The sequence below is a fragment of the Streptomyces sp. NTD107 genome, from assembly GCF_059510435.1.
This window is the reverse complement of sequence record NZ_JCAJZV010000002.1, coordinates 306,695-330,494: the sequence shown is the minus strand read 5'-3', so window position 1 is coordinate 330,494 and position 23,800 is coordinate 306,695. Positions and strand designations below refer to the sequence as shown.

24 protein-coding genes and 1 riboswitch are annotated in these 23,800 nt (G+C 71.7%); of the genes, 14 read left to right on the top strand and 10 right to left on the bottom strand.

Going from position 1 to position 23,800, the window contains the following annotated elements; translation table 11 throughout:
• Positions 1-28 precede the first annotated feature (28 nt).
• From AC5WRL_RS05220 to AC5WRL_RS05200, 5 genes are all read left to right on the top strand, one after another.
• On the top strand, positions 29-1,378 hold the full coding sequence (locus AC5WRL_RS05220; protein WP_496087093.1) for a class II 3-deoxy-7-phosphoheptulonate synthase: 1,350 nt from the start codon (positions 29-31) through the stop codon (positions 1,376-1,378).
• A 134-nt stretch (positions 1,379-1,512) separates the two neighbouring features.
• Positions 1,513-1,734: a (2Fe-2S)-binding protein gene (locus AC5WRL_RS05215; RefSeq protein WP_496087521.1), complete on the top strand. Its 222-nt coding sequence runs from the start codon at positions 1,513-1,515 to the stop codon at positions 1,732-1,734.
• Positions 1,735-1,787: 53 nt separating this feature from the next.
• Complete coding sequence (locus AC5WRL_RS05210) at positions 1,788-2,378, top strand: hypothetical protein (RefSeq protein ID WP_496087092.1); 591 nt, start codon at positions 1,788-1,790, stop codon at positions 2,376-2,378.
• Complete coding sequence (locus AC5WRL_RS05205; protein ID WP_496087091.1) at positions 2,365-4,476, top strand: hypothetical protein; 2,112 nt, start codon at positions 2,365-2,367, stop codon at positions 4,474-4,476. Before AC5WRL_RS05210 ends, AC5WRL_RS05205 begins: the two co-directional genes overlap by 14 nt.
• A complete protein-coding gene (locus tag AC5WRL_RS05200; protein ID WP_496087090.1) occupies positions 4,473-5,009 on the top strand; it encodes a hypothetical protein in 537 nt (178 codons plus the stop codon). The genes AC5WRL_RS05205 and AC5WRL_RS05200 overlap by 4 nt, the downstream gene beginning before the upstream one ends.
• A 64-nt stretch (positions 5,010-5,073) precedes the next feature.
• On the opposite strand, the gene bfr is transcribed toward AC5WRL_RS05200, so the two are convergent.
• Complete coding sequence (gene bfr, locus AC5WRL_RS05195; protein WP_496087089.1) at positions 5,074-5,556, bottom strand: bacterioferritin; 483 nt, start codon at positions 5,554-5,556, stop codon at positions 5,074-5,076.
• Positions 5,557-5,728: 172 nt separating this feature from the next.
• Here bfr and AC5WRL_RS05190 point away from each other — a divergent pair, with 172 nt between their 5' ends.
• Positions 5,729-6,373, top strand: coding sequence for a sulfite oxidase-like oxidoreductase (locus AC5WRL_RS05190; RefSeq protein ID WP_496087088.1), 645 nt, complete (start codon positions 5,729-5,731; stop codon positions 6,371-6,373).
• Here AC5WRL_RS05190 and AC5WRL_RS05185 read toward each other — a convergent pair.
• From AC5WRL_RS05185 to thiO, 7 genes are all read right to left on the bottom strand, one after another.
• On the bottom strand, positions 6,340-7,218 hold the full coding sequence (locus AC5WRL_RS05185) for a deoxyribonuclease IV (protein WP_496087520.1): 879 nt from the start codon (positions 7,216-7,218) through the stop codon (positions 6,340-6,342). The two genes, AC5WRL_RS05190 and AC5WRL_RS05185, sit on opposite strands and share 34 nt — an antisense overlap.
• A gap of 59 nt (positions 7,219-7,277) precedes the next feature.
• The gene (locus AC5WRL_RS05180) at positions 7,278-8,132 is read right to left on the bottom strand and encodes a transglycosylase SLT domain-containing protein (RefSeq protein ID WP_496087087.1); all 855 of its coding nucleotides are present in this window, start codon (positions 8,130-8,132) and stop codon (positions 7,278-7,280) included.
• 299 nt (positions 8,133-8,431) lie between these two features.
• Complete coding sequence (pknB, locus tag AC5WRL_RS05175; protein ID WP_496087086.1) at positions 8,432-10,429, bottom strand: Stk1 family PASTA domain-containing Ser/Thr kinase; 1,998 nt, start codon at positions 10,427-10,429, stop codon at positions 8,432-8,434.
• A gap of 87 nt (positions 10,430-10,516) precedes the next feature.
• The gene (locus AC5WRL_RS05170) at positions 10,517-11,836 is read right to left on the bottom strand and encodes a DUF4190 domain-containing protein (RefSeq protein WP_496087085.1); all 1,320 of its coding nucleotides are present in this window, start codon (positions 11,834-11,836) and stop codon (positions 10,517-10,519) included.
• A 116-nt stretch (positions 11,837-11,952) separates the two neighbouring features.
• Positions 11,953-12,759, bottom strand: coding sequence for a thiazole synthase (locus AC5WRL_RS05165; protein ID WP_496087084.1), 807 nt, complete (start codon positions 12,757-12,759; stop codon positions 11,953-11,955).
• A 6-nt stretch (positions 12,760-12,765) separates the two neighbouring features.
• A complete protein-coding gene (gene thiS, locus AC5WRL_RS05160) occupies positions 12,766-12,984 on the bottom strand; it encodes a sulfur carrier protein ThiS (protein ID WP_496087083.1) in 219 nt (72 codons plus the stop codon).
• Positions 12,981-14,153 carry a glycine oxidase ThiO gene (gene thiO / locus AC5WRL_RS05155; protein WP_496087082.1) on the bottom strand — a complete coding sequence of 391 codons (1,173 nt, stop codon included), beginning with the start codon at positions 14,151-14,153 and terminating at the stop codon, positions 12,981-12,983. Before thiO ends, thiS begins: the two co-directional genes overlap by 4 nt.
• A riboswitch (TPP riboswitch) is annotated at positions 14,150-14,261 on the bottom strand. Its footprint overlaps the gene before it by 4 nt.
• 203 nt (positions 14,262-14,464) lie before the next feature.
• Between thiO and AC5WRL_RS05150 the strand changes: the two genes are divergently transcribed.
• The 6 genes from AC5WRL_RS05150 (at position 14,465) to AC5WRL_RS05125 (ending at position 19,674) form a co-directional block, all read left to right on the top strand.
• A complete protein-coding gene (locus AC5WRL_RS05150) occupies positions 14,465-15,166 on the top strand; it encodes a hypothetical protein (protein ID WP_496087081.1) in 702 nt (233 codons plus the stop codon).
• Between the two features lie 85 nt (positions 15,167-15,251).
• Positions 15,252-16,472, top strand: a complete 1,221-nt coding sequence (locus AC5WRL_RS05145) for an NAD(P)/FAD-dependent oxidoreductase (RefSeq protein WP_496087080.1) — start codon at positions 15,252-15,254, stop codon at positions 16,470-16,472.
• A gap of 89 nt (positions 16,473-16,561) precedes the next feature.
• Positions 16,562-16,927, top strand: a complete 366-nt coding sequence (locus AC5WRL_RS05140; protein WP_496087079.1) for an Rv2175c family DNA-binding protein — start codon at positions 16,562-16,564, stop codon at positions 16,925-16,927.
• Positions 16,928-17,064: 137 nt separating this feature from the next.
• Positions 17,065-17,700 carry a thiamine phosphate synthase gene (gene thiE, locus AC5WRL_RS05135; protein ID WP_496087078.1) on the top strand — a complete coding sequence of 212 codons (636 nt, stop codon included), beginning with the start codon at positions 17,065-17,067 and terminating at the stop codon, positions 17,698-17,700.
• Positions 17,701-17,767: 67 nt separating this feature from the next.
• On the top strand, positions 17,768-18,706 hold the full coding sequence (metF, locus tag AC5WRL_RS05130; protein WP_496087077.1) for a methylenetetrahydrofolate reductase [NAD(P)H]: 939 nt from the start codon (positions 17,768-17,770) through the stop codon (positions 18,704-18,706).
• Between the two features lie 23 nt (positions 18,707-18,729).
• On the top strand, positions 18,730-19,674 hold the full coding sequence (locus tag AC5WRL_RS05125; protein WP_496087076.1) for a hypothetical protein: 945 nt from the start codon (positions 18,730-18,732) through the stop codon (positions 19,672-19,674).
• A gap of 157 nt (positions 19,675-19,831) precedes the next feature.
• Here the strand turns inward: AC5WRL_RS05125 and AC5WRL_RS05120 are convergent, their stop codons facing one another.
• Both AC5WRL_RS05120 and AC5WRL_RS05115 read right to left on the bottom strand, forming a co-directional pair.
• Positions 19,832-21,268: a phytoene desaturase family protein gene (locus AC5WRL_RS05120; RefSeq protein WP_496087075.1), complete on the bottom strand. Its 1,437-nt coding sequence runs from the start codon at positions 21,266-21,268 to the stop codon at positions 19,832-19,834.
• A gap of 386 nt (positions 21,269-21,654) precedes the next feature.
• Positions 21,655-22,266, bottom strand: a complete 612-nt coding sequence (locus AC5WRL_RS05115; protein WP_496087074.1) for a TetR/AcrR family transcriptional regulator — start codon at positions 22,264-22,266, stop codon at positions 21,655-21,657.
• Between the two features lie 171 nt (positions 22,267-22,437).
• On the opposite strand from AC5WRL_RS05115, the gene AC5WRL_RS05110 reads away from it, so the two are divergent.
• On the top strand, positions 22,438-22,905 hold the full coding sequence (locus tag AC5WRL_RS05110; protein WP_496087073.1) for an SAV_6107 family HEPN domain-containing protein: 468 nt from the start codon (positions 22,438-22,440) through the stop codon (positions 22,903-22,905).
• Between the two features lie 76 nt (positions 22,906-22,981).
• A complete protein-coding gene (locus tag AC5WRL_RS05105; protein ID WP_496087072.1) occupies positions 22,982-23,797 on the top strand; it encodes a methyltransferase in 816 nt (271 codons plus the stop codon).
• Positions 23,798-23,800: the final 3 nt, after the last annotated feature.

The following is a 23,800-nucleotide window of genomic DNA, read 5'->3' as shown; positions in this document are numbered from 1 at the left end:
GCCGACCCGACCCCGTAACCTTGGCCGGGTGACCGTGAACGCTGACAGCAGCTTCTCCATCGCTTCCTCCTGGCGAGACCTGCCCGCGGCGCAGCAGCCCGATTATCCGGACCTTGAGGCTCTGCGCGCTGTGACCACGGACCTGGAGGGCTATCCGCCGCTGGTGTTCGCGGGCGAGGCGGACCAGCTGCGGACCCGGCTGGCGAGCGTGGCACGGGGCGAGGCGTTTCTGCTCCAGGGCGGCGACTGCGCCGAGGCGTTCGACCAGGTCAGCGCCGACCAGATCCGGGCGAAGCTGAAGACGCTGCTCCAGATGAGCGCGGTGCTCACCTACGCGGCGGCGGTCCCGGTGGTGAAGGTGGGGCGGATCGCCGGCCAGTACTCCAAGCCGCGCTCGAAGCCGACCGAGACCCGGGACGGGGTGTCGCTGCCCACCTACCGGGGCGACTCCGTCAACAGCCCGGAGTTCACCCCCGAGGCCCGGATCCCGGACCCGGAGCGGCTGCGCCGGATGTACCACGCCTCCGCCGCCACGCTGAACCTGGTGCGCGGCTTCACCACCGGCGGGTACGCGGATCTGCGCCAGGTGCACGCCTGGAACCAGGACTTCGTACGCACCTCCGCCTCCGGACAGCGCTACGAGGCGCTGGCCCGGGAGATCGACAACGCGCTGAACTTCATGAAGGCGTGCGGGGCCGATCCGGCGGAGTTCCACTCGGTGGAGTTCTACGCCTCGCACGAGGCGCTGCTGCTGGACTACGAGGCGGCGCTGACCCGGGTGGACTCGCGCAGCGGGCGGCTGTACGACGTCTCGGGCCACATGGTGTGGATCGGGGAGCGGACCCGGCAGCTGGACGGGGCGCACATCGCGTTCGCGGCGTCCATCTCCAACCCGATCGGGGTGAAGATCGGCCCGACCACGACTCCGGAGGAGGCGCTGGCGCTGATCGACCGGCTCGACCCGGAGCGGGAGGCGGGGCGGCTGACGTTCATCACCCGGATGGGAGCGGACAAGATCCGTGACGCGCTGCCGCCGCTGGTGGAGCGGGTGACCGCGTCCGGCGCGCAGGTGGCGTGGGTGTGCGACCCGATGCACGGCAACACCTTCGAGGCGGCCTCGGGGCACAAGACCCGGCGCTTCGACGATGTGCTGGACGAGGTGAAGGGCTTCTTCGAGGTCCACAAGGGCCTGGGCACCCACCCCGGCGGCATCCATGTGGAGCTGACCGGCGACGACGTCACCGAGTGCGTCGGCGGCGGCAACGAGATCCTGGTCGACGACCTGCACCAGCGCTACGAGACGGCGTGCGACCCGCGGCTGAACCGCAGCCAGTCGCTGGACCTGGCCTTCCTGGTGGCGGAGATGTACCGGGGCTGACCCCCGGGAGCGTGGAGCGGGGCCCCGGAGTGCGCCAGCACACACCGGGGCCCTGTTCTCTGTCCGCGAAAGGGAAGGTAAGGTGAGGTTTGCCTTACTAGAGGCCGGAATGATCACTGCGGGAGGTGAAGAGGTTGTACGTCTGCTCGTGCTTCGGCATCACCGAGGACCAGGTCCGCGAACACGCGGCGGCAGGCGCCTGCACCCCCCGCCAGATCGCCGCCACCAGCGGCGCCGGCACGGACTGCGGCTCCTGCGTCCGCCGCATCCAGGGCCTCCTGGGCCGCCCCTGCCCCCGCCGTGCCACGACCCCCGAAGCAGAACGGGAACGCCCCCAGGTTCCGGCCACGGTCTGATCCCCGCTTGGTACGGTGAGTGCCGGATCCGGTAACTCACCACGGGGGGAAGCATGTCACCGGGGGACGACGAGATACGTACCCGGCTCAACTCCGACTGGGACGGCGGCACGGGGTACGACACCCCACCGCCCGAGCGGCCGGCCGACAGCCCTCCACAACGCGACCACCAGGACTGGGACGGCGGCGCGAGCGACACCCCACCCCCGGAGGGGCGAAGCCCAAGCACAGACCTTTCCCTGGACCCGGAAGCCCTGGCTGATATCGCCCGGGACGCCCGCGAACTGCGCTTCGGTCTGTCCTCCGTGACGGGTCTGGCGACCACGGCCAGCGTTCACGCGGCCGGCGATCTGCGAGCCGCCGATCTCGCGAGCGCGGGGTCGCTGAGCAACGTCGTCAACCGCTTCTTCCGCAAGTCCATGGACCTGGTGGCCGACTGCCAGACCATCGAGGACGGGCTCAGCTCCTCCGCCACCTCCTTCAACGAGCTGGAGGCGGACATCACCGCCCAGCTCCACCGGGTCAACGCGGCCACGGGAGCCGGCAATCCGGCCATCGTCGCGCTGGAACCGGACCCTCCGACCTCCGAGATCGCCGGCATGTGGGGCACGGGCGCGAGCGGGGGCCGCGATGCCCACATATGAACAGCTCTACCAGCTGAACCTGAGCAATCTGGCAACTGCGGCGGAGGACTGGAACACCCTGGCAAGCCGCCTCGGCGAACTCGCGCAGGAGGCCGAGCACGGCCTTCTGACGAAGGTGCAGCCGCTGGACTGGCAGGGGCAGACCGCGGATGTCGCCAAACCCTTCCTCACCCTCACCGGCCGGCGCTTCCAGTACGCGCACGAGACCGCCTTCGCCATCCACACGGTTCTCGCCGGCCTGGTGGAGAGGCAGCGGAAGGCGCGGGAGGACCTCATCGCGTTGGGCGCAGAGGCGGCCGGGCTCAATCTGGGTATCCACACCGACGGCAGTATCCACTCCACCATCCCTCTCCATGCCCGGGCGAACGGCCCATATTCGGATGAGGAATTCGAACGGATGGAGCGCTGGAACAGCACCACGCGCCACCTGGTGGGGGAGCAGCAGCAGGGCGACGCCGACTACATCAGCAGATGTATCCAGGAGATCCTGGGCGACTCCGCAGAGGCCGACCGGACCGCGTCCCGTGCCCTCGACGAGCTGGCCGGCGAGGATGGCGAGCCCTTCGAGGTGCCGTCGGTGGTGGATATGGTGGACGCCGAACGCGCGCAGGGCCTCGCGGACGCCGCAGAGGTGGCTGAGCTGTACCGCTCGGGTGACTATCTGACCCCTGAGGGGCTGGCCCGCGTCACGGAGATCACCGAAGCCCAGCAGGACAACGAGTACTTCGCCGTCTACCTCGCCACCACGCTGGGGGCGGACGGGGTTCTGGACTTCTGGTCAAACCTGGTGCTGCTGGACCCCGACCAGGAACCGAGCGAGGAGTACATCCGCACGGTTGAAGAACTCCGCGAGGCCCTTGGCAGCACCCTTGGCACCGCCACCCGGGCCGGCGGTCCGGGGATGGCCCAGTGGCAGGCCGATGTTCTGGACCAGATGGACCAGTTGCAGGGCCCGCAGTACGGCAGCTCGCTGTACGGCGCGCAAGTCATGAGCGATCTGATGCGGTACGGGGAGTGGGGTGAGGGGTACCTCACAGCGTACGGGGAGCGCCTGGTCGTCATCGAGCAGCGTGCGGGGGATGCCACCTACTGGGTCCCGCCGACCACGACCACCCTGCCCGGCCTGGAGTTCCGCTACGACCCGGCCACCGGCTTCATGCGGGCGCTGGACAACAACCCGGACGCGTCCTACGCGTTCTTCTCCAAGAAGGAGCCCACGGACAACACGGCGTACTTCCTGGACGAACGGTCCTACGCGCCGAATCTGAGCGAGGAGACGGAGTCCGGCCGCAGCGCGGCGAAGGACGCCGTCATGGATGCCCTCCTGGCGGCCACCTCGGGTCGCAGTTCCGACGAGCCTTCCCCGGTGTCCCCCGAGCACACGGCTGAGCAATTGCGGCTGTTCAACCACGTCCTGGAGGTGGGTGCGGGGACGGGCAATGACTTCGATGCCGACTTCCGCGAGGGTATGGCGGGGCTGCTGGGAGAGTACCGATCCGAAGTGTATGAAACGGCGCGCAACCACTCGGGGAGCAGTATCCCTCTGGACTCGGCCCAGCTGGCCAGAATGACGAATCAGATATCCAGGTCGCCGGAAGCATACGAGGTCCTGCAAACCTCAATGCTGATCGAGTATGCCCAGCAGATCACGGCGGACACCACGGGCGATCCCTCATACACACTGAACAGCATCGGGCGATCCATTGGATTTCTGGAGGAGGGCCGATATGCCGCCCTTGAGATCGACCACGAAGATTCGTCCTGGGTGGGGAAGAACGTCTACAACATCATCGGTGCCACGCTGGGAGATACGCCATACGTCGGAACGCCGCTTCAGCACATGGTTGACCAGTTGACCAGTAGATGGGTGGATTGGTCCAACTCGACCGCTGAAGCTGGGCTGGAGCAATCCCGAGCCGATTACTATGGCAAGGAGAATTCCTACCTCAACGATATTGCGAGGCAGTGGCGTATGTTGAATCCACAAGCGCCAGAAGGTCTTGATCATGACGAATGGATGTATACGACGGAGCAGATCATCAGAGATGGAGCGGATAGTGGAAGCACCGGCGCTCAGAGGGTGATTGGCCGTTCATGAAGAAGACTGCGCCGGTCCTTGGCTTGCTGCTCGGGATTTCTCTTGCCTTCGGCGGATATATGGTTTTTGTGCGGGCGGAGAATTTTGCGGTTCCTGAAGAGTTCTGTGGTATGGCGGTGGATCCGGCCATCTCCGAGAAGATTCTCCCCGCCGGGGAGATAACCGATAAGGAACCTGTACCATCGACGTCGATCCTTTTGTGCCGGGTATATGCCGATGGAGTGGGGGTTCTGTCGATGGATCTGACGATATTCCAGGACCCTTTTTATGGGTTGATGGAAAAATATCGGCAGACGCCCTCTGTCTATGGCATCGTATCTCCTTATGAGGACACCATAGGCGGTGAGTACGCACTTCTCGATTCGGGCGGTTCATTGGTGCAGACGCCATGCCCGGGGGTGGGTGAGACAGCGGAGCTGGAAATCAACGTGCGGAACTATGCGGCTGAGGCGGAATCAGAAGAGGGCCGCCGGCTGATGAAGGAATTCACCGCCGCATTCATGACCTCCGCCAAGGAGGCGTACGGCTGCTGACCTCGCAGTGGGCGGGCGGGCGGGGCAGGCGCTCGGGGTGGTTCGCTGCCCCGCCCGGGCGGGGTCAGGCTTCGCTGGGCTGCTCGATCTGCTGGGCGATGTACAGGGGTTCGCCGAGCTTTTCGATGAGTTCCAGCTGGGTGTCGAGGTAGTCGATGTGGTGCTCCTCGTCCTTGAGGATGGACTCGAAGAGCTTGGCCGAGGTGATGTCCGACTTGGCGCGCATGAGTTCGATGCCACGGCGCAGGCGGTCGATCGCCTCGACCTCGATCTGGCGGTCCGCCTGGAACATCTCGGTGACCGTCTGGCCCACCCGGACATGGAAGAGCCGCTGGTAGTTCGGCAGCCCCTCCAGGAACAGGATCCGGTCGGTGAGCACCTCCGCGTGCCGCATCTCGTCGAAGGACTCGGCGCGGGTGTACTTGGCGAGCTTCACCCAGCCGAAGTTCTCCTGCATCTTCGCGTGCAGGAAGTACTGGTTGATTGCGGTCAGTTCGGCGGTGAGCTGTTCATTCAGGAACTCGATGACCTCGGGATCGCCCTGCATGGCAGCGCGCTCCTTCCGCGAGAAGGGGCTGGTGTTCGAGGCATCGTGGCACCCATGGGGGGATTACGTCCAGTAAGCGAAGGCTTACCGAATTACCCGTTTTCCTCCGACTTCCGGGGCTGTGAGGGGTGGCGGTGCCCGCTGTGCATGTCAGGTCTGTCACCATGGAGGGATGGGGCACCCGGAAAGCCGTTCGGAGGAGGAAGCGGACACGCGACAGGTGGCCGGCGGGCTTCCTCCGGGGCAGCGGGCGCAGCGCGGCTGGCCGGTCACCCACTACGGTCCGGTACCGCGGTTCCGGGCCGAGCGCTGGGAGTTCCGCGTCTTCGGGGCGACCGCCTCCGGCGACAAGCGCTGCTGGAACCACGAGGAGTTCAGCGCCCTGCCGTACGAGACGGTGGTCGCCGATCTGCACTGTGTCACCAAGTTCAGCATGCTGGGCGCCGAATGGGGCGGGGTACGGGCCGCCACCCTGCTGTCCCTCGTGCCGCCCGCGCCCGGCGTCACCCATGTGATGGTGTGGGCCGAGTACGGTTACAGCGCCAATCTGCGGCTGGCCGACTTCGCCGATCCGCGTGCGGTGTTCGCCACCCACCACGAGGGTGAACTGCTCACCGCCGAGCACGGCTTTCCGCTGCGCCTCGTGGTGCCCCACCTGTACGCCTGGAAGGGCCCCAAGTGGGTGCGCGGCGTCGAGTACATGACCGCCGACCGCCGTGGTTTCTGGGAGGAGCGCGGCTATCACAACGTCGGTGACCCCTGGCGCGAGCAGCGCTACAGCTATCAGGAGGAGCCGGGGGACGGGCCCGAGCTCTGAGCCGGTGCCCTTCTGAGGCTTTTCAGCAGCGCCACGTCCGCCGCGTGGCCCTCCGGGCCGCCCGGCGTCTCGACGATGAAGGGGACCCCGGCCGTCGCGGGGTGGCGCAGCAGGGCGGCGAACGCCTCCCGGCCGATGTGGCCGGCGCCGATGTTCTGGTGGCGGTCCAGGTGGGAGCCGGCCGGCGCCTTGGAGTCGTTGGCGTGGATCAGCCGCAGCCGGCCGGGGCCGGCCACCCGTACCAGCTCGTCCAGCGTCTCCCGTACACCGTCCGGCGCCGCCAGATCGTGGCCGGCCGCGAAGACATGGGCGGTGTCCAGGCAGATCCCCACCCTGGGGTGATCGCGCAGCGCCGCCAGATACGGCTCCAGGTCGGCGATCCGGGAGCACAGTGACGCGCCCTGCCCCGCCGTCGGCTCCAGCAGGAGCAGCGGATCGTCGTCGTGGGTCAGCTCGTCGAGCAGCGGCAGCAGCAGTTCCCCGGTCTGGGCCAGCGCGCTCTCCCTGCTCCGCCCGCCCGTCGCCGAGCCGGTGTGGACCACCACCCCCAGCGCCCCGATCGCCCGCCCCCGGCGCAGTGAATGCCGCAGCGAGCGCACCGAGCGCTCGGCGGTGGCCGGGTCGGCTGAGCCCGGGTTGATCAGATACGGGGCGTGGACGTACGCGGGCAGCCGCCCCGCCGCGCAGGCCGTACGGAACGCCTCGTCCTGGCGCGGATCGCCGGGCGGGGTGGCCCAGCCGCGCGGGTTGGCGACGAAGACCTGGAGGGTTTCGGCGCCCATGGCGGTGGCGTACGGAATGCCACGGGCGGCCAGGCCCCCGGCTACGGGGACGTGGCCGCCCATGGGATTGCGGTCGCGAGAAACGGATGTCACCCGGTCAGCTTGCCAGGTGTACGCGCCACTCAGTACGGGCCGTTGACGTTGTCGATCGAACCGTAGCGGTGCCAGGCGTAGTTGGCGGCGGCCACAATGTTGGCGACCGGGTCGTAAAGGCTGTTGGCGGTGCCTTCCACGTGATACGTGTCGAAGGTCGGCTGAATTACCTGGAGCAGTCCGATGGACGGCGTGCCATTGATCCAGTTGATGTCCCAGTCGTTGATCGCGTTGGGATTGCCGCTGGATTCCCGCATGATGTTGCGGTACAGGCCGTCATAGGAGCCCGGAATTCCGTGCTGGGCCATGATGTCCAGCGCCTCACGGATCCAGCCGTCCAGGTCATTGGTGTAGGTGGGGGCGGCCGGTGCCGCGGGGGCGGCGGGCTCGGCGGCCGGGGCCGGGGCCTCGGGGGCGGCGGTGATCTCGGCGGCGGCGGTCTCGGCGTCCTGGAGCGCCTGCCGCTCGGCGGCCCGGCTGGCGGCCTGCTCGGCGGCCACCCGCTCGGCCTCGGCCTGCTGCCGCGCCAGCTCCTGGGCGGCGTGCTCGGCGGCTATCCGCTCGCTCTGCCGGGTGTGGGTCTCGGGGGCCAGCGCCCGCAGGGTCTTCTGGAGGGACTGGGCCACGTCCTGGGAACCGGCCGCGTCGGCCTCGGCGGCGCCGTGGTCGCCGCCGTGCTGCCGCTGACCGGGGATGTCGTTGGCCTTCAGCACCCAGGCGACGGACGGGGCGGAGCTGTCCGTGCCGGTGGGCTCAGCGGCGCTGGCGGTGGGCACCAGGGTAAAGGCGATGGCCGCCACGCCGCAGCCGGCGACAGCGGTCGTGGCGGACTTCTGAAGCCGGGACAGCCGACTTCGGCGGGGAGCGGGGAGCTGAGCGGTCATGCGGGGGACCTCACGTTCTCGCGATTACTGCGACGGCCTTTCGTAGCAGCAGCGGAAAACCCCGCGCAAAGGTCACGAATACTAATGCGGGTAGTGCTGGAGGCAGGGCGGCCATGAGGGATCACGGAGGCTTTCCCCAGGGTTGTCCCCGAGATTTCCCGAGCTTTTTACGGCCCTCGGCGCTCATTCGGAAAACACTAAGCAGCGTCGTATGTGACCGACGCCCTATGGCGCGCATCACACCGGCGGGGGCGCACCGTGGTCAGGAATGTGACCCCCGCCTCAGCCCGGACCGCCGCTCAGCGGACCCAGATGGTGATGGTCGATCCGCGCGGGGAGCTGTCCCCGCCGTAGACGGACTGATTGAAGACGTTGCCGGTGAAGAAGAGGCGGTTCACGGACACCTCGAAGCCCGCCTCCTCCAGGATCCGCCGGGCCTCGCTCTCCGACTCGCCGCGCACATCGGGCACCACGATCATCTCCTGGCCCTTGGAGATGGTGAGGGTGATGACATCGCCCTCACCGGCGCTCTCGCCGGCCCCGGGGGACTGTTCGGCGACGGTGCCCGACTCCTCCTCGGAGAACACCCGCTCCGGCGCGATCTCCACCTCGAACCCGGCCTCGGTCAGCCGCTGCATCGCGGTGCCCTCCGCCACGCCCGTCACATCCGGGACATCCAGCTCCGGGCCCCGGCTGACCACCAGGGCCACCGCCGCGTCCGGGCGCTTTTGCGTACCGGGCGCCGGGTCGGTGGAGATCACCGAGCCCAGCGGCACCTCGGTGGAGAACTCCCGGGTCTCGGCGCCCGGCGTCAGGCCCGCGTCCGCGAGCTGCGCCTTGGCCTCCGCCAGCGGGATGCCGCGCAGATTGGGCACCGTGGCCACGGCCGGGCCCTGCGAGACGGTGATGGTGACGGTGGCGTTCTTGCGGACCCGCTCGCCGCGCGCCGGATCGGTGGAGATGACGTGGCCCGCGTCCACGGTCTCGTGGTACGCCTCGGCGACCGTCACCTTGAGCCCGGCGTCGCGCAGCGTCTGCTCGGCCTCGGCCTGCGGCACCCCGTACACGCCGGGGGTGGGCAGGAACTGCCCGGAGTTGATGTACCAGATCCCGGCGCCGATCCCCAGCACCGCCAGTACGGCGCCGACCAGCGCCAGTACGGCGCGGCGCGGCAGCCGGCGCCGTTCCGCCGGGGCGAAGTCCTCGTCCTCTTCCCCGGCCGGCTCCTGCCGCAGCAGCTCGATCCGGGTGGTGTGGCCCACCACGCCCCGGTCCGGGCCGTCGGGGGCGGTGGCGCGGACGCCCGCCGGGCGGGGCACCACGCTCGTACGGTCGTCCGGGCCGACGCCAGAGCCGGCCGGCGGCTTCCGTACGGTCTCGGTGGCCGCCTCCGGCTCCGCCGTCCCGGTGGGCTCCGTGGCGCCCGGCGGCTGGTTGTCCAGCTCCTCGTCGGTCAGCTCGGCGCGTATCTCCCGGACCAGCGCCAGCATCGCCGCGGCGTCGGCCGGCCGGTCCTGCGGGGTACGGGCGGCGGCGCGCGTCACCAGGGTGTCCAGGCCCGGGGCCAGCCCCGGAACGCTCTCCGAGGGCGGCGGCACATCGCGGTGCACATGCGCGAACAGCACCTGGGCCGCCGAATCGCCGCTGTGCGGCTTGGCGCCGGTCAGCAGCTCGGACAGCAGCACCCCGCAGGCGTAGACGTCGGCGCGCTGGTCGGCGGTGCCGTGCTCGATGCGCTCGGGGGCCAGATAGGAGACGGTGCCCAGCAGCGTGCCGGTGTCCGCCGAGGTCTGGTTGTCGACGCCGCGTGCCAGACCGAAGTCGGCGACCTTCACCCGGCCGTTCTCGCCGATCAGTACGTTCTCGGGCTTGATGTCGCGGTGGACGAGCCCGGCCCGGTGGGCGGCGGCCAGGCCGGCCAGCAGCGGCTCCATGATGTCCAGCACGGCGCGCGGCGCCAGCGCGCCGCGTTCGCGCAGCAGATCGCGCAGGGTGCAGCCGGCCACGTACTCCATGGCCAGATAGACGTAGTCGCCATCGCGGCCCTGGTCGAGCACGCCGACGATGTTCTGGTGGTCGAGGCGGGCCACCGACTTGGCCTCGCGGATGAAGCGCTCGGTGAACTCGGCGTCGTCCGCCAGCGAGGGGTGCATGACCTTGACGGCGAGTTCGCGTTCGAGGCGGGTGTCCACCGCCCGGTAGACCGTGGCCATGCCGCCGACGGCGATCCGCTCGGCCACGCGGTAACGGCCGTCGAGTACATGCCCGATCAGCGGGTCCTGGAGGGTGGTGTCCACGGCGCCCGAGTCTACGGTCTGCCGTGGACACCCACCCGGCCGCTGCACCCCTGTGAGCAGGACCGCAGCAAAACGGTGACGGAAGTGTCAGCTGCCCGTTGCCAGTCCGAGCAGGTCGCGGATCTCGATCTCGATGTCCACGCCCAAGGTGTCGTACCCCTGGGTGTAGTTGTTCCACACCGTCGCCTCGTCGGTGGCACCGGCCATGTCCTGCCAGTGCGGCAGGCTCGTCTCGCGGGCGGCGATCAGGTCGGCGACCAGTGCCTCCAGCTCGGTGTCGGACCAGGTGGCGGCGGAGAGCCCGGCGATCTCGTCCTCGATGGTGGAGGCCATGTCGGCGGCCCACTCCTGGTTCGCGGGGACGTCCTCGTCGGTCGCCGGCTCCTCCCACACCGTGGTCTCCAGCGGACCGGTGATCTCCAGGTAGTTCAGCGCGTCGGCGCTCAGCGTGCTCTCGTCGGGGCGGAGCGAGGCGGACATCGACCGGCTGTCGCCGCGCCCGAAGAAGCACAGGATCTCGCGGTCGCCCGCGCCCCAGCTGGCGAGTTCGGGGTGGTAGTAGAAGATCTGGGTGTCCTCGTCGAGCGCCCAGGTGTCCAGGATGTACGGCTGGACGAGCCTGTTGCACTCGGTGTCGGCGATGTCCACCAGCTCATCGGTGCCGGGGAAGGAGTCGTACCCGCTGACCTGGTAGGTGCCGAACGCCTCGGCCTCGTGCGGTACGTCGCAGGGGTAGAGGGTGACGTTGAACTCCTCGCCGCCCTCCTCGTCCTGGTACTGCTCCAGGCCGCTGGTGTCGAAGCAGTCGCCGACGGCGATGTCGAAGACGGCGATCTGCTCACCGTCCGCCGGGACGTCGCGCTCGGGGGCCTCGGTCTCGGTGTCCCCCTCGGTCGGCGGCGCGCTGGGGGAGGGGGTGGCGGACGCCTCGCTGTCGTCGTCCGCGAAGACGAACACCGGTACGAGGATGGCCAGCAGCACGATCTGGGCGGAGGCCAGCGCGATGCCGGCGATGGCCAGCGGCTTGCCGCGTTCCCCGGTCTTCTTGACCTGGTTGATGCCCAGGATGCCGAGGATCAGCGCGACCGGGGCGAGCCCCAGCAGGCCGGTGATCAGCGCGCCGACGGCCAGACCGTTGGTCTTGTCCGACGACGGCTGGGGCTGCGGCGGGTAGGGCTGTCCGTACGGGGGTATGGGGCCGCCGGGCATGCCCGGGCCACCGGGGCCACCGGGCGGGGGGTAGCCGTAACCCGGCTGGGGACCTGGCACCGGCGGCTGCCCCGGGTAGCCGTAACCGCCGCCGGGCGGTGCGGGCTGGGGCGGCACGCCGGGCGGCGGTGTGGCGGAGGCGTACGGATTCTGGCCGTGCTCCGGTCCCGGCGGCGGTGGTTGCGGCGGTGTGCTCACGGTCGATCTCTCCTTCAGCTGCCGCCCAGGAGAGGGCCGTACATGGCCCGGCAATCCCCCGTAGCGGACAGAACGATCCCCCCCAGGTTTGTGGATCGTATATCAGTACGATCCGATCAATATGCTGGTCGCTCCGGGTCCAGCTCCGCCAGCCCCTCCAGCGGCGAGGACGCCAGCGCGAAATGCCGGCGCGGAATCCGCCCCGCACCGAAAGCCAGCCGCCCCGCCGCCACCGCGTACCGCATCGCGCGCGCCATCTCCACCGGACGCCGCGCCCGGGTCACCGCCGACGCCAGCATCACGCCCGCGCACCCCAGCTCCATGGCCAGCGACGCGTCCGAGGCGGTGCCCGCGCCCGCGTCCAGGATCACCGGCACCCCGGCGCGCTCGGTGATCAGCGAGAAGTTGTGCGGATTGCGGATGCCGAGCCCCGAGCCGATCGGCGAACCCAGCGGCATCACCGCCGCGCAGCCCGCCTCCTCCAGCCGACGCGCCAGCACCGGGTCGTCATTGGTGTACGGGAGCACCGTGAAGCCGTCGTCCACCAGGGTCTCGGCGGCGTCCAGCGTGGCCACCGGATCGGGGAGCAGGGTGCGCTCGTCCGCGATCACCTCCAGCTTCACCCACTCGGTGCCCAGCGCCTCGCGGGCAAGCCGCGCGGTCAGCACCGCCTCCCCGGCGGTGAAGCAGCCCGCGGTGTTCGGCAGCGGCTCGATGCCCAGATTCCGCAGGATGCCGAGCACCGAGCCCCGTACCCCGGGGTCCACCCGGCGCATCGCCACGGTCGTCAGCTGGGTTCCGGAGGCGGCCAGCGCCCGCTCCAGGACCTCGGGGCTGGGCGCGCCGCCGGTGCCCATGATCAGCCGGGAGGTCAGCCGCAGCGGGCCGAGCACCAGCTCATCGTTCTCCTCGGATGTGGTCATCGGTGGTCAGCCTCCCTGGACGGCGGTCAGGATCTCGACCCGGTCGCCCGCCGCCAGCGGCGTGCCGGCCCAGCGGGTACGGGGGATCACGCACTCGTTGACGGCCGCCGCGACCCCCGCCCCCGTACCGGTGGACAGCAGTTCGGTGATCACGGCGGCCAGCGTCGTACCGGGGGCCAGCTCGCGCGGCTCGCCGTTGACGGACACCGTCACGCTCGCGGTCATACCGGCACCACCGAGGGGAAGCGCAGCGGGCTGAACGGCCGGGCGATCGCCGGAAGCTCGCCGGTGACCAGCGACTCGGCGAGGACGTCCCCGGTCAGCGGGGTGAGCAGCACCCCGTTGCGATAGTGCCCGGTGGCCAGGTGCAGCCCCGGCAGGGCGGTGGGGCCCAGCAGCGGGGCGTTGTCCGGGCTGCCGGGGCGCAGCCCGGCGCGGCACTCGCGCAGCGGCAGTTCGGTGATGCCGGGCACCAGGTCGTGGGCGTCGCGCAGCAGTTGGTAGACGCCGCCGGCGGTCACCGTGGTGTCCCAGCCGTGCTCGTACGAGGTGGCGCCCACCACGAGTTCGCCGTCCGCGCGTGGCACCAGATAGACGGCCGAGCCGCGCACCACCGCCCGTACCGTGCGGGAGAGGAAGGCACCACCGCCCGGCGCGGGCGGCATGCGCAGCCGCAGCACCTCGCCCTTGACCGGGCGGACCGGCGGCGCGATCCCGGGCGGCAGCCCGGGCAGTTCACCGCTGTGGCTGCCGGCGGCCAGCACGGTACGGGCGGCGGTCAGCGCCGTACCGTCCGCCAGCACCGCCCCGGCGGCCCGGTCACGGAGCACGGTCAGCTCGCGGACCCGGGCGCGGTGGAAGGTGACCCCCGACCGCTCGCAGGCGGTCAGCAGGGCGGCGGTCAGCCGGCGCGGATCGACCTGGTGGTCGCCGTCCACCCGCAGCCCGCCGCGTACCCCGGGGGCCAGCATCGGCTCAAGGCGGCGGCATTCGCGGCCGGTGAGCCACTGCGAGTGCAGCCCGCAGCGCTGCTGAAGGGCGTGCACCTCGCGCAGTTGCGCGCGATCGTCGGCGTCCAGCGCGACGGCCAGGGTGCCACAGGCGCGGTAGCCGATGCCGGTGCCGGCCGCCGCCTCCAGTTCGGCGGCGAAGCCGGGGTAGCGGGCGGCGGAGGCGAGGTTGAGTTCGAGGAGCGGCTCCTCGCCGTGGTGCAGTTCGGTGACCGCCGCCAGCATGCCGGCCGCCACCTGGGCGGCGCCGCCGCCGGGGCTGGGATCGGCGACCGCGACGCGCAGCCCGCGCCCGGCGGCCCGCCAGGCGGTGACCAGGCCGATGACGCCGCCGCCGATGACCAGGACATCGGGGGTCAGTGAGGGTGACGATGACGCAGACATGACCGCGTGGCTGCTCCCTTCGCCGGCATGACCCGGATCAGGTTCGTACGGTCGGAGGCCGTCCGCCTCCCTCTCAGCCCGGACCGCCGGGCTCCCGTGTGCTCTGTTGCCCGACACCCTAGTACGGGCGGGCGCGGGAACGGAAAGTCCATTGAATCTCGACACTTCCTCCTGTCACGTGCAGGACTTCCTCAAACCGGCTACATGTTCGCGACTGGAAATGTATGAGGCATCGGCAAAGGCCGCTTAAATTCGTGGGGTCAGGGATCGGCGGGCGCGCCGATCGCACCATGTCCCATCAGGAGAAGAGCATGTCTGTACGGAAGTTCCGCCGTTCCCTCGCCGTCGGGCCGGCGCTGGCGCTTGCCATAACACTGAGCGCCTGCGAATCCGACACCTCCGACAACGGAAGCGGAACCACCGACGACGCCAAGGGCCAGGACACCTCGCAGGTGGACGGGGAGACGGAGTCCGGTGCCGAGGGCGGGTCGGAGAACGGCGACGCTGATGCCGGCGACGAGGACGACGCTCCGGACCCGGCGGGCCCGCAGACCTATGCACTGGGGGAGTACAGCTATCCGATGACTTTCCCGGTCGGTGACACGGACGACAACGACACGGAACTCACCCTCCAGCTCACCGTGGAGCGGATCGAGGGCGGCACCCACGAGGACATCGAGGGCAGCCCGGCCGCGGATGAGTGGCCTGCCATGCACGACCCCTACTTCGTACTCACCACGATCAAGAACGCCGGCGACACGGACACCTTCGGCATCGCCCCTTACCACAGCGTGCAGATCGTCACCGACGACGGTGGCCCCTTCGGCTACGTCAACTCCACCGGCGCCACCGGGCTGCCCGAGTGGTGTGCCGATGATCCTGACCTCGCCCCGGTGCTGGCACCGGGTGAGGCCGCCACTGTCTGCCTCGTCTATGCGGTCGGCCACGGCGTGAACCTTGTCGGCGCCCACTACGGGGACAGGGGTCACGATCTGACCTGGACCGTCAACTGATCCAGCCGGTCGGCCGACGTCAGCACCGGGCGGTCCCTGGGAGCGTGGGATCCAGGGCCCGCCCGGCACGCCGTAGGGTGACGGCGTGGAAGAGGAAGACCGGGTCGTCATCGCCGGGGCCGGGCTCGCCGGCACCCAGACCGCCGTGCGGCTGCGCGAAGCGGGCTGGGCCGGCTCCATCACCGTCGTCGGAGCCGAGCGGCACCGCCCGTACGACCGCCCGCCGCTGTCCAAGGACGTGCTGCTCGGCAAGGCCGAAGGCGCGCCCCTCGACGTGGACTTCGACGCCCTCGGCATCGAACTCCTGCTGGATCGCGCCGCCACCGGCATCGACGCCGCCGGGCGCGCGCTGCGCACCGACGCCGGGCCCCTCCCGTACGACCACCTGATCATCGCCACCGGCGCCGAGGCCCTGGCACTGCCCGGCAGCGCCGGCGTACCCGGCGTCCACGTGCTGCGCACCCTCGACGACGCCGCCCGGCTGCGCCCGCTGCTGACCGCCCGCAGCTCCCTGATCGCGGTCGGCGCCGGCTGGATCGGCGCCGAGGTCGCCACCGCCGCCCGCGCCGCCGGGGCGCCCATCACCGTCCTGGAAGCCGCCGCCCACCCGCTGCCCGGCGCACTGCCGCCCCAGCTCACCGAGCCCATGCGCCAGTGGTACGCGGACGCCGGCGCCGAACTGCGCACCGGCGCCCGGGTGGCCGCCGTCCGGCCGGGTGAGGTCGAGCTGGCCGACGGAGAGCTGCTGCGCGCCGACGCCGTGCTCATCGGCATCGGCTCCCGCCCCGCCACCGGCTGGCTGGCCGGCAGCGGCGTCGAGCTGGCCGACGACGGCTCGGTGCGCGCCGATGACCGGCTGCGCACCTCGCTGCCCAGGGTGTACGCGGTGGGCGACTGCGCCTCGTTCCCCTCGGCCCGGTACGGGCGCCGGCTGCTGGTGCACCACTGGGACAACGCGCTGGCCGGGCCGGCCACCGTCGCCGCGCAGCTCACCGGGACGGCCGGCCCGGCGTACGACCCGGTGCCGTACTTCTGGAGCGAGCAGTTCGGCCGCTTCGTCCAGTACGCGGGGCAGCACGGCCCGGACGACACGCTGCTGTGGCGCGGTGACCCGGCCGCCGAGGGCACCCCGGGCGCCGCCTGGTCGGTGTGCTGGCTGGCCGCGGACGGCACGCTGCGCGCGCTGTGCGCCGTGGACCGGCCGCGCGACCTGGCCCAGGGCCGCCGGCTCATCGAACGCGGCGCCCGCCTCGACCCGGCGCGGGCCGCCGACCCCTCCGTACCCCTGAAGAACGCGCTGCTCTGAGCCCGCCCCTGCCGTCCCCGGCCGGCCCGCCGTCCCTCCGGTGCCACTCCCCGATGACGGCTGTCGGTGAGAGGTGGCAGGCTTGAGGCGTGACCGAGATTGATGCGAAAACCGATGCTCTCGTCTCCGAGTGGCTCCACCTCCCCGACATCGCCGAAGTTCTGGACGTGGAAGTGACCCGGGTACGGCAGCTCGTCAAGGAGGGGCAGCTGATCGCCGTACGCCGGGGCGAGAACCGGACGCTCCAGGTGCCGGCCGCCTTCATCGGGGAGGGCAAGGTCGTCAAGGGCCTGGCCGGCACCCTGACGCTGCTGCGGGACGACGGCTTCACCGACGAGGAAATCCTGGAGTGGCTGTTCACCCCCGACGACAGCCTGCCCGGCACCCCCGCCGACGCCTTGCGGGAGAACCGCGGGACCGAGGTGAAGCGGCGGGCCCAGGCACTGGCCGTGTAGGCCACCACCCGGGCCACTGAGAGCACCAGCACCAGCACCACACCAGCACCAAAACAAACGCACCACCAGCGGTGGCGCGGCGCCCACCCGCGCCGCGCCACCGCGCACCACCGACACACACTCACCGAGGGGGAGCCGTGACCGACGGCATCGCCGGCGCCCGGCTGTATCTGTGCACCGACGCCAGAAAGCGGCAGGGCGACCTGCCCGCCTTTCTGGACGCGGTGCTCGCCGGCGGCGTGGACATCGTCCAGTTGCGCGACAAGAGCCTGGAGGCCGCCGAGGAACTGGAACTGCTCGAAGTTTTCGCCGACGCCTGCCGGCGGCACGGCCGGCTGCTGGCCGTCAACGACCGCGCCGATGTCGCGCACGCCGCCCGCGCCGACGTGCTGCACCTGGGGCAGGGCGACCTGCCGGTGCCCGCCGCCCGCGCGCTGCTCGGCTCCGGCGTGCGCATCGGCCGCTCCACCCACAGCGAGGCCCAGGTGGACGCCGCCCTCGCCCAGCCCGGCGTCGACTACTTCTGCACCGGACCGGTGTGGCCCACCCCCACCAAGCCGGGCCGGGCCGCCCCCGGGCTGCCCCTGGTGCGGTACGCCGCCGCCCGGCGCCCCGACCGCCCCTGGTTCGCGATCGGCGGCATCGACGCCGGCAACCTCGACGAGGTGCTGGCGGCCGGGGCGCGCCGGATCGTGGTGGTACGGGCACTCACCGAGGCCGGCGACCCGGGAGCGGCGGCGAGCGCGCTGGCGCGCCGGCTGCGCGCCGCGTAATGCCGTACGTCCGTCCGGAGGCCGGACACTCATGGGAGATTCGGGTCGCTCTGGGTAGCCTGCGGCCATGGCCCTTGGGATTCCGTCCACGATGAATGACCGGGCGCACACGGTGCGCGATCTTCTCGCCGCCGGCCGGCGTTCCTACTCCTTCGAATTCACCCCGCCCAGGACCGAGCAGGGCGAGCGCACGATGTGGAACGCCATCCGCCGGGTCGAGGCCGTGGCGCCGACCTTCGTGTCCGTGACGTACGGCGCCGGCGGCTCCTCCCGTGAGCGGACGGTGCGGGCCACCGAGCGGATCGCGACCGAGACGACGCTCACCCCCGTCGCCCACCTGACGGCCGTCAATCACTCGGTGTCCGAACTGCGCAACATCATCGGGCAGTACGCGGGCGCCGGCATCCGCAACATGCTGGCGCTGCGCGGCGATCCGCCCGGCGATCCGATGGGGGAGTGGACCCGGCATCCCGAGGGTGTGACCTACGCCGCGGAACTCGTACGGCTCATCAAGGAGTCGGGCGATTTCTGTGTCGGGGTGGCGGCATTTCCGGAGATGCATCCGCGGTCCACCGACTGGGAGACGGATATCCGGCATTTCATCAACAAGTGCCGGGCGGGCGCGGACTTCGCGCTCACCCAGATGTTCTTCGACCCCGAGGACTACCTGCGGCTCCGCGACCGGGTGGCCGCCGCGGGATGCGATGTCCCGATCATCCCGGAAATCATGCCGATCGCGAATCTGCGGCAGATCGAACGCTTCAAGCAGCTCAGCAACTCCACCTTCCCCGCCGAGCTGGAGAATCGGCTCCGCGCGGTCAAGGACGATCCAATGGCTGTACGCTCAGTCGGGATCGAGTTCGCCACCGAGATGTGCGCGCGGCTGATGGATGAGGACATCCCCGGTCTGCACTTCGTCACCCTGAACACCACGCTGCACTCGACGGCGACGCTGGACGTCTACAAGAACCTCGGTCTGCACCGGGCGGGCCTAGAACACGGCTGATACCACAGCTGAGAGGGGCGTACATGGGCTGGACGGTCCTCTACATCGCATTCGGAGTCGTCGCCCTGTGGCTGCTCGGGGAGGTGCTCCTCCAGTACAAGGCCAGGCTGCGCTGGCGGCTGCTGGCCTTCTCCGGCTTCGTGGGCGTGGTGTTCGGGGTGGTGCTGCCGTCCGTGCCGGTGATCGCGCTGGGTACCGTCGCGTTCGCGACCGGCCAGACCTTTGTGACCCTGTCGTTCCGGCGCGGGTTCTCCACCGGCTGGGCGCTGGGCGGTCGGCCGGGGAACAGCAAGCGGCGGCGCCGGGAAGGCTCGGAGGAGCCGGGCGAGATGCGTCCGCTGGACCCGGTCGAGGACAGCGAGCCGGGGTACGACGCACCGCCGCCGCCTCCCGCCCCGCCGGGCGAGCCGGCACCGGCGGATGCCGCCGGTGGCTACGACGAGTGGGACTACGACGTACCGGGCGGCCAGGGGCAGGACATATACGCCCAGCAGCAGTCCCAGCAGCACCAGCAGCCGCAGGAGACGGTGTACGGGGACGGCTACCACGAGCAGCAGCCGTACGAGACGCCCGGCGGCTACGACCCGGTGGGGCAGCCGTACGGCGACTCGCACCAGCAGCACCAGCAGCACCAGCAGCCGTACGCCGAGCCCTATGCCGGGGCCGGCGCCACCGCCGGGTACGAGGCGTACGCCGCCCCGTACGGTGAACAGCAGCAGTATCAGCAGGACTACGGCGACCAGTGGCAGGCCGCGCCCGCCGCCGACCAGCACTACTACCAGGAGACCCCGCCCGGCGGCGTCTGGGTCCCCCAGCAGCGCGAAACCGCCACCCCGCCGCCCGCCGCGCAGGACACCGGCTACGGCTACCCACCCCAACAGGACCCGTACCCCCCGCAGCAGCACCCGAACGGCTACGACCCGGCGGCGGACCAGGGCTACTACTACAACGAGCAGCAGCGCTACTGAGCACACCGCAGGGCCCGTGCCCCGCCGGGGCCGGGCGCGCCGGGCGCGACCCGTGCCGGGTGGCACTGCGGAGGTGACCCCGCTCGGGGTGCGGATCCGCGCCCGCCGGCCGCATCGCACCGCCGCGGGCCCGGCCCGGGCGCGGCCCGTCGTCCGGTCAGTAGGAGCCGCGCCAGGCGGGGCCTTCCACGATCAGGCCGGTGGCCAGGGCGCCCGACATGCCGGCGTGGGACAGGCCGCCGCCCGGGTGCGCGAGCGAGCCGGCGCGCCAGGTGCCGGGGAGGCGGCCCGCGTTGGGGGCCGCCAGCAGCGTGCCGTCCGCGCCCGCCAGGGCCGGCGCGGCGATCGCCCCGCCCGGCATGCCGGTCTCCCGCTCGATGTCCAGCGGGGTACGGACCTCCCGCCACCGGACGCTCGCGGTCGCCAGCTCCGGCCCGGCAGCCGCCAGCAGCCGCCCCGTCCAGGCTTCGACGGTCGCCGCGTCCCGCCAGTCCACGGCGCCCTGGAGCGGCGCCAGCGCCGACAGCACCGCCGTGTGCTGTTCCCGGCCCGTACCGGGCCACAGCGTGGCGTCATCGGGCCGCAGCACCCGTACCACCGGGCCGCCGTCCCCCGGATGCACCAGCAGCCGGTGCGCGGCGCCCGGCGGCCGGGCGCCGTCCAGCGCCAGCAGCACCGTGAACCGGCTGTCCCCGCCCGGCGCGGCGCCGAGTCCCGGGGCGCTCCACACCACATGCTCCGCCGCCACCCGGTCGCCCCCGGCCAGCTCCACGCCCGCCGCCCGGCCGTCCCGCTCCAGGATGCGCTCCGCCGCGGCCCCGAACACGAACTCCACACCGCGCTCGGCACAGCGCTCCCGCACCGCGTCCACCAGCGCCGCGATGCCGCCCGCCGGATACCAGGTGCCGAACGTCTGCTCCACATAGGACAGTACGGTCGCCGAGGCCGGCGCCCGCTCCGGCCGGATGCCGTACTCCTCCACGGTGCCCGCCAGCAGCGCCGTCAGCCGGGGGTCGCCCAGCTCCCGCTCCGCGACCTCCAGCAGCCCCGGCGAGGTGCTGCCCGGCGCCCGGCGGCGCAGCAGGCCCGCGCGCCGGGCCCGTACCGCCGGGTACGGGTCGGGGAGCAGCGCCGCCCGCCCGGCCGCCGAGGTCAGCGGCTCCTCCACCAGCGGTCGCCGGGTGGCCTCCCAGGTCTCGCGGGCCCGCCCCTGGAGCGCCTGCCAGCGCTCGCCGGCCCCCGCGCCCAGCGCCGCGTCCAGGGCCTGCCCGACCCCGCCGTGCGAGAAGCCGGGCAGCCGCAGCCGGGTGCCGTCGGCGAACCGGTGCTCGGCGGCGGGGTCCACCCGCCGCAGTTCGACGCACTCCTCCAGCGGGCGCTTGCCGGTCTTGATGAACACGTCCCGCCACACCGCCGGCAGCCACAGCAGACCGGGGCCGGTGTCGAAGCCGAAGCCGTCCCGTTCGAACCGCCCCGCCGCGCCGCCCGCCCGGGTGCCGCGCTCCAGCACCGTCACCGAATGCCCCGCCACGGCCAGCCGGGCCGCCGTCGCCATGCCGCCCATACCGGCACCGACCACCACCACTCGCGCCATGCGCCGCACCTTACCCGGGGCCGTCACCCGGGTACCTACGCGGGCGTGGGCGTACTCAGGGAGCGGATGAGTACTGGGATGAGCATCAGCGCGGATGGGCGTGCTCGCCGCCGGGCGGCAGGCTGTCGGTCAGCGGGAACCGGGCCCGCACCGCCGACACGGGGCGGCGGAGCGGCCCGGGGCCCTGCTACCGCCTGAGCCGCCTGCCGGGCTCAGGCTGTGGACATCGCCCCGCCGCCCCGCTGTCGCCGCGTCGGCCCAGTGCGAGTGGCGCGGCACGCGCGTCCGCTCCGCCGACACGGGCGGCGGAGCGGCGTGGGGCCGCGCTGATGGGTCGCGGCTGGTGCGTCCGCGGCTGGTGCCCGTCCCTGAGCCGTCCGCCGGGTTCAGGGTGCCGCCACCCGGCCGTGGAGGAGCCCGGCCAGGGCCAGGTGGACCTCGCGCCGGGGGCGGTCGGGATGGAACGAGAGCCAGTCCAGGGCTCCGACCAGGATCATCCCCATTAACGCGCCCGCCGTCAGCTCCACATCGAGCGCCGGGTCCAGCTCCCCGTCCTTCACCCCCTCGTGCAGCACCCGCTCCACCACGTCGACCGCCTGCTGCCGGGCGGACAGCAGCGTGGCGTGCCACACCCGGTGGGTACGCCACAGCTCGGCCATGAACAGCCGGGTGAGCGCCGGGTTCAGCTCGATGAACACCAGCCCGGCCAGGGCTATCGCCGACAGCCGGCCGACCGCGTCGGCGCCCCGTTCCAGCGCGGCGTCGTCCGCCCGGTGCAGCTCGGCGGCCAGCCGGCCCACCCCGTCCCGCAGCACCTCCTCGAACAGCTCGGTCTTGCCGTCGAAGTTGTAGTAGACGGTGCCCTTGGCGACTCCGGCGCGCTCGGCGATCTGCTCCACCGTCGTGGCGGAGAAGCCCTGTTCGGCGATGAGCGTCACCGCCGCGTCATGGAGCCTTTGCCGCGTCGCGTTGCGACGGTTGCTGATCGCGCGTGTCATGTGCCGATTCTCTCCTCACCACAGGGCTGTTGGGGCCCGCGGGGCGTATGTGCAGGTGTTTGCAGTGCTCAGCGCGGATTGTCAGTGGCATGCGTCAGCATGTGCCCAGATGCGAAGAACGGACCCACCCCGACCAGAGCTGAACCGCAGATTGACGACAGGAGGCTCGTCATGACCGGATTCCCCGCCGATGTGCACCGGGTACCGCGCCGCGCCCCGGCGCCGCCCGCCGCGCTCGATCTCCTCGCCCAGGCCGAGCGCGGCCTGGCGGAGGCCGCCACGCTGCCCGACCCGGGCGAGGCGTACGTGGCCGCCCATCTCGCCGCGCTGCGCACCGCCGCCGCCGTGGTCGCGGTACGGGGGCGGCCCGAGCCGACCGCCCGGGGCCGCAGCCGGATCCGCAGCGTGTGGGAGGTGTTGCCGGAGATCGCGCCGGAACTGGCCGAGTGGAGCACCCTGTTCGCCGCGAGCGCGGCCCGCCGGGCCCGGATAGACGCCGGGATACGCCGGGCCGCCGATCTTCAGGAGGCGGCCGAGCTGCGGCGCGCCGCCGGGTTCTTTCTGCGGCTGGTGGAGGGCATGCTGATCCGCCGGCCCGTGCTCCCGACCGGGGAACCCGGCGGGCCGCCGCCGAAGTAGGCTGTGGCTGCCCGCGTGCGGTGGGCCCGCACCGCGCGGCACACAGCAGCACACAGCACTTCGAGGAGCCGCCGTCATGCCGTCCAACCCCCCGGCCCGGCACGCGGGCGGACCGCCCGCCCAGGGGCCGCACACGGCGCTGCGCACCGGCGTGGTGTGGGAGGTGCTGCGCCGAGCCCTCACCGAGCGCGCCGTCGGGACCGGCCGGCCGGTCCTCGATGTGCTGGACACCGGCGGGGGCAGCGGCAGCTTCGCCGTGCCGGTGGCCCGGCTGGGGCACCGGGTGACCGTGGTGGACCCCAGCCCCAACGCACTGTTCGCCCTGGAGCGGCGCGCGGCCGAGGAGGGCGTGGCCGATCGGGTGCGCGGCGTGCAGGGCGACACCCAGGGCCTGCTGGAGGTCGCCGAGCCCGGCGGCTACGACATGGTGTTCTGCCACGGCGTGCTGGAGTACGTGGACGACCCGCGGGCCGGTCTGGCGGCCGTGGCCGGGGCGCTGCGTCCGGCCGGCGGCACGCTGAGCCTGCTGGCGGCCGGGGTGGGCGGCGCGGTGCTCTCCCGGGCCCTCGCGGGGCGCTTCACGGAGGCCAGGAGGGCGCTGGGCGACCCGGACGGCCGATGGGGCGAGGCCGACCCCGTACCGCGCCGCTACACGCCGCAGGAGCTGGCCGCGCTGGTCACCGAGGCGGGTCTTGAGCCGGGGGCGGTGCACGGGGTGCGGATCTTCGCCGATCTGGTGCCCGGGGTGCTGGTGGACACCGAGCCGGACGCGCTGCGCGCGCTGGCCGCGCTGGAGGCGGCGGCGGCCGAGCTGCCGGCCTTCCAGGCGGTGGCGGGTCAGCTGCATCTGCTGGCGCGGCTGCCCCGTGAGGCGCCGGGCCGCCAAATGTGATCT

Coding starts and splice junctions, on each gene's coding strand:
- AC5WRL_RS05180 (WP_496087087.1), bottom strand. CDS start 8,132: ATGACCGCTCAGCTCCCCGCTCCCCGCCGAAGTCGGCTGTCCCGGCTT.
- AC5WRL_RS05205 (WP_496087091.1), top strand. CDS start 2,365: ATGCCCACATATGAACAGCTCTACCAGCTGAACCTGAGCAATCTGGCA.
- AC5WRL_RS05120 (WP_496087075.1), bottom strand. CDS start 21,268: ATGGCGCGAGTGGTGGTGGTCGGTGCCGGTATGGGCGGCATGGCGACG.
- thiO (WP_496087082.1), bottom strand. CDS start 14,153: ATGTCTGCGTCATCGTCACCCTCACTGACCCCCGATGTCCTGGTCATC.
- bfr (WP_496087089.1), bottom strand. CDS start 5,556: ATGCAGGGCGATCCCGAGGTCATCGAGTTCCTGAATGAACAGCTCACC.
- AC5WRL_RS05150 (WP_496087081.1), top strand. CDS start 14,465: ATGTCTGTACGGAAGTTCCGCCGTTCCCTCGCCGTCGGGCCGGCGCTG.
- AC5WRL_RS05165 (WP_496087084.1), bottom strand. CDS start 12,759: ATGACCACATCCGAGGAGAACGATGAGCTGGTGCTCGGCCCGCTGCGG.
- AC5WRL_RS05190 (WP_496087088.1), top strand. CDS start 5,729: ATGGGGCACCCGGAAAGCCGTTCGGAGGAGGAAGCGGACACGCGACAG.
- thiS (WP_496087083.1), bottom strand. CDS start 12,984: ATGACCGCGAGCGTGACGGTGTCCGTCAACGGCGAGCCGCGCGAGCTG.
- AC5WRL_RS05210 (WP_496087092.1), top strand. CDS start 1,788: ATGTCACCGGGGGACGACGAGATACGTACCCGGCTCAACTCCGACTGG.
- AC5WRL_RS05185 (WP_496087520.1), bottom strand. CDS start 7,218: ATGGGCGGCCACGTCCCCGTAGCCGGGGGCCTGGCCGCCCGTGGCATT.
- AC5WRL_RS05125 (WP_496087076.1), top strand. CDS start 18,730: ATGGGCTGGACGGTCCTCTACATCGCATTCGGAGTCGTCGCCCTGTGG.
- AC5WRL_RS05110 (WP_496087073.1), top strand. CDS start 22,438: ATGACCGGATTCCCCGCCGATGTGCACCGGGTACCGCGCCGCGCCCCG.
- AC5WRL_RS05115 (WP_496087074.1), bottom strand. CDS start 22,266: ATGACACGCGCGATCAGCAACCGTCGCAACGCGACGCGGCAAAGGCTC.
- AC5WRL_RS05105 (WP_496087072.1), top strand. CDS start 22,982: ATGCCGTCCAACCCCCCGGCCCGGCACGCGGGCGGACCGCCCGCCCAG.
- AC5WRL_RS05200 (WP_496087090.1), top strand. CDS start 4,473: ATGAAGAAGACTGCGCCGGTCCTTGGCTTGCTGCTCGGGATTTCTCTT.
- metF (WP_496087077.1), top strand. CDS start 17,768: ATGGCCCTTGGGATTCCGTCCACGATGAATGACCGGGCGCACACGGTG.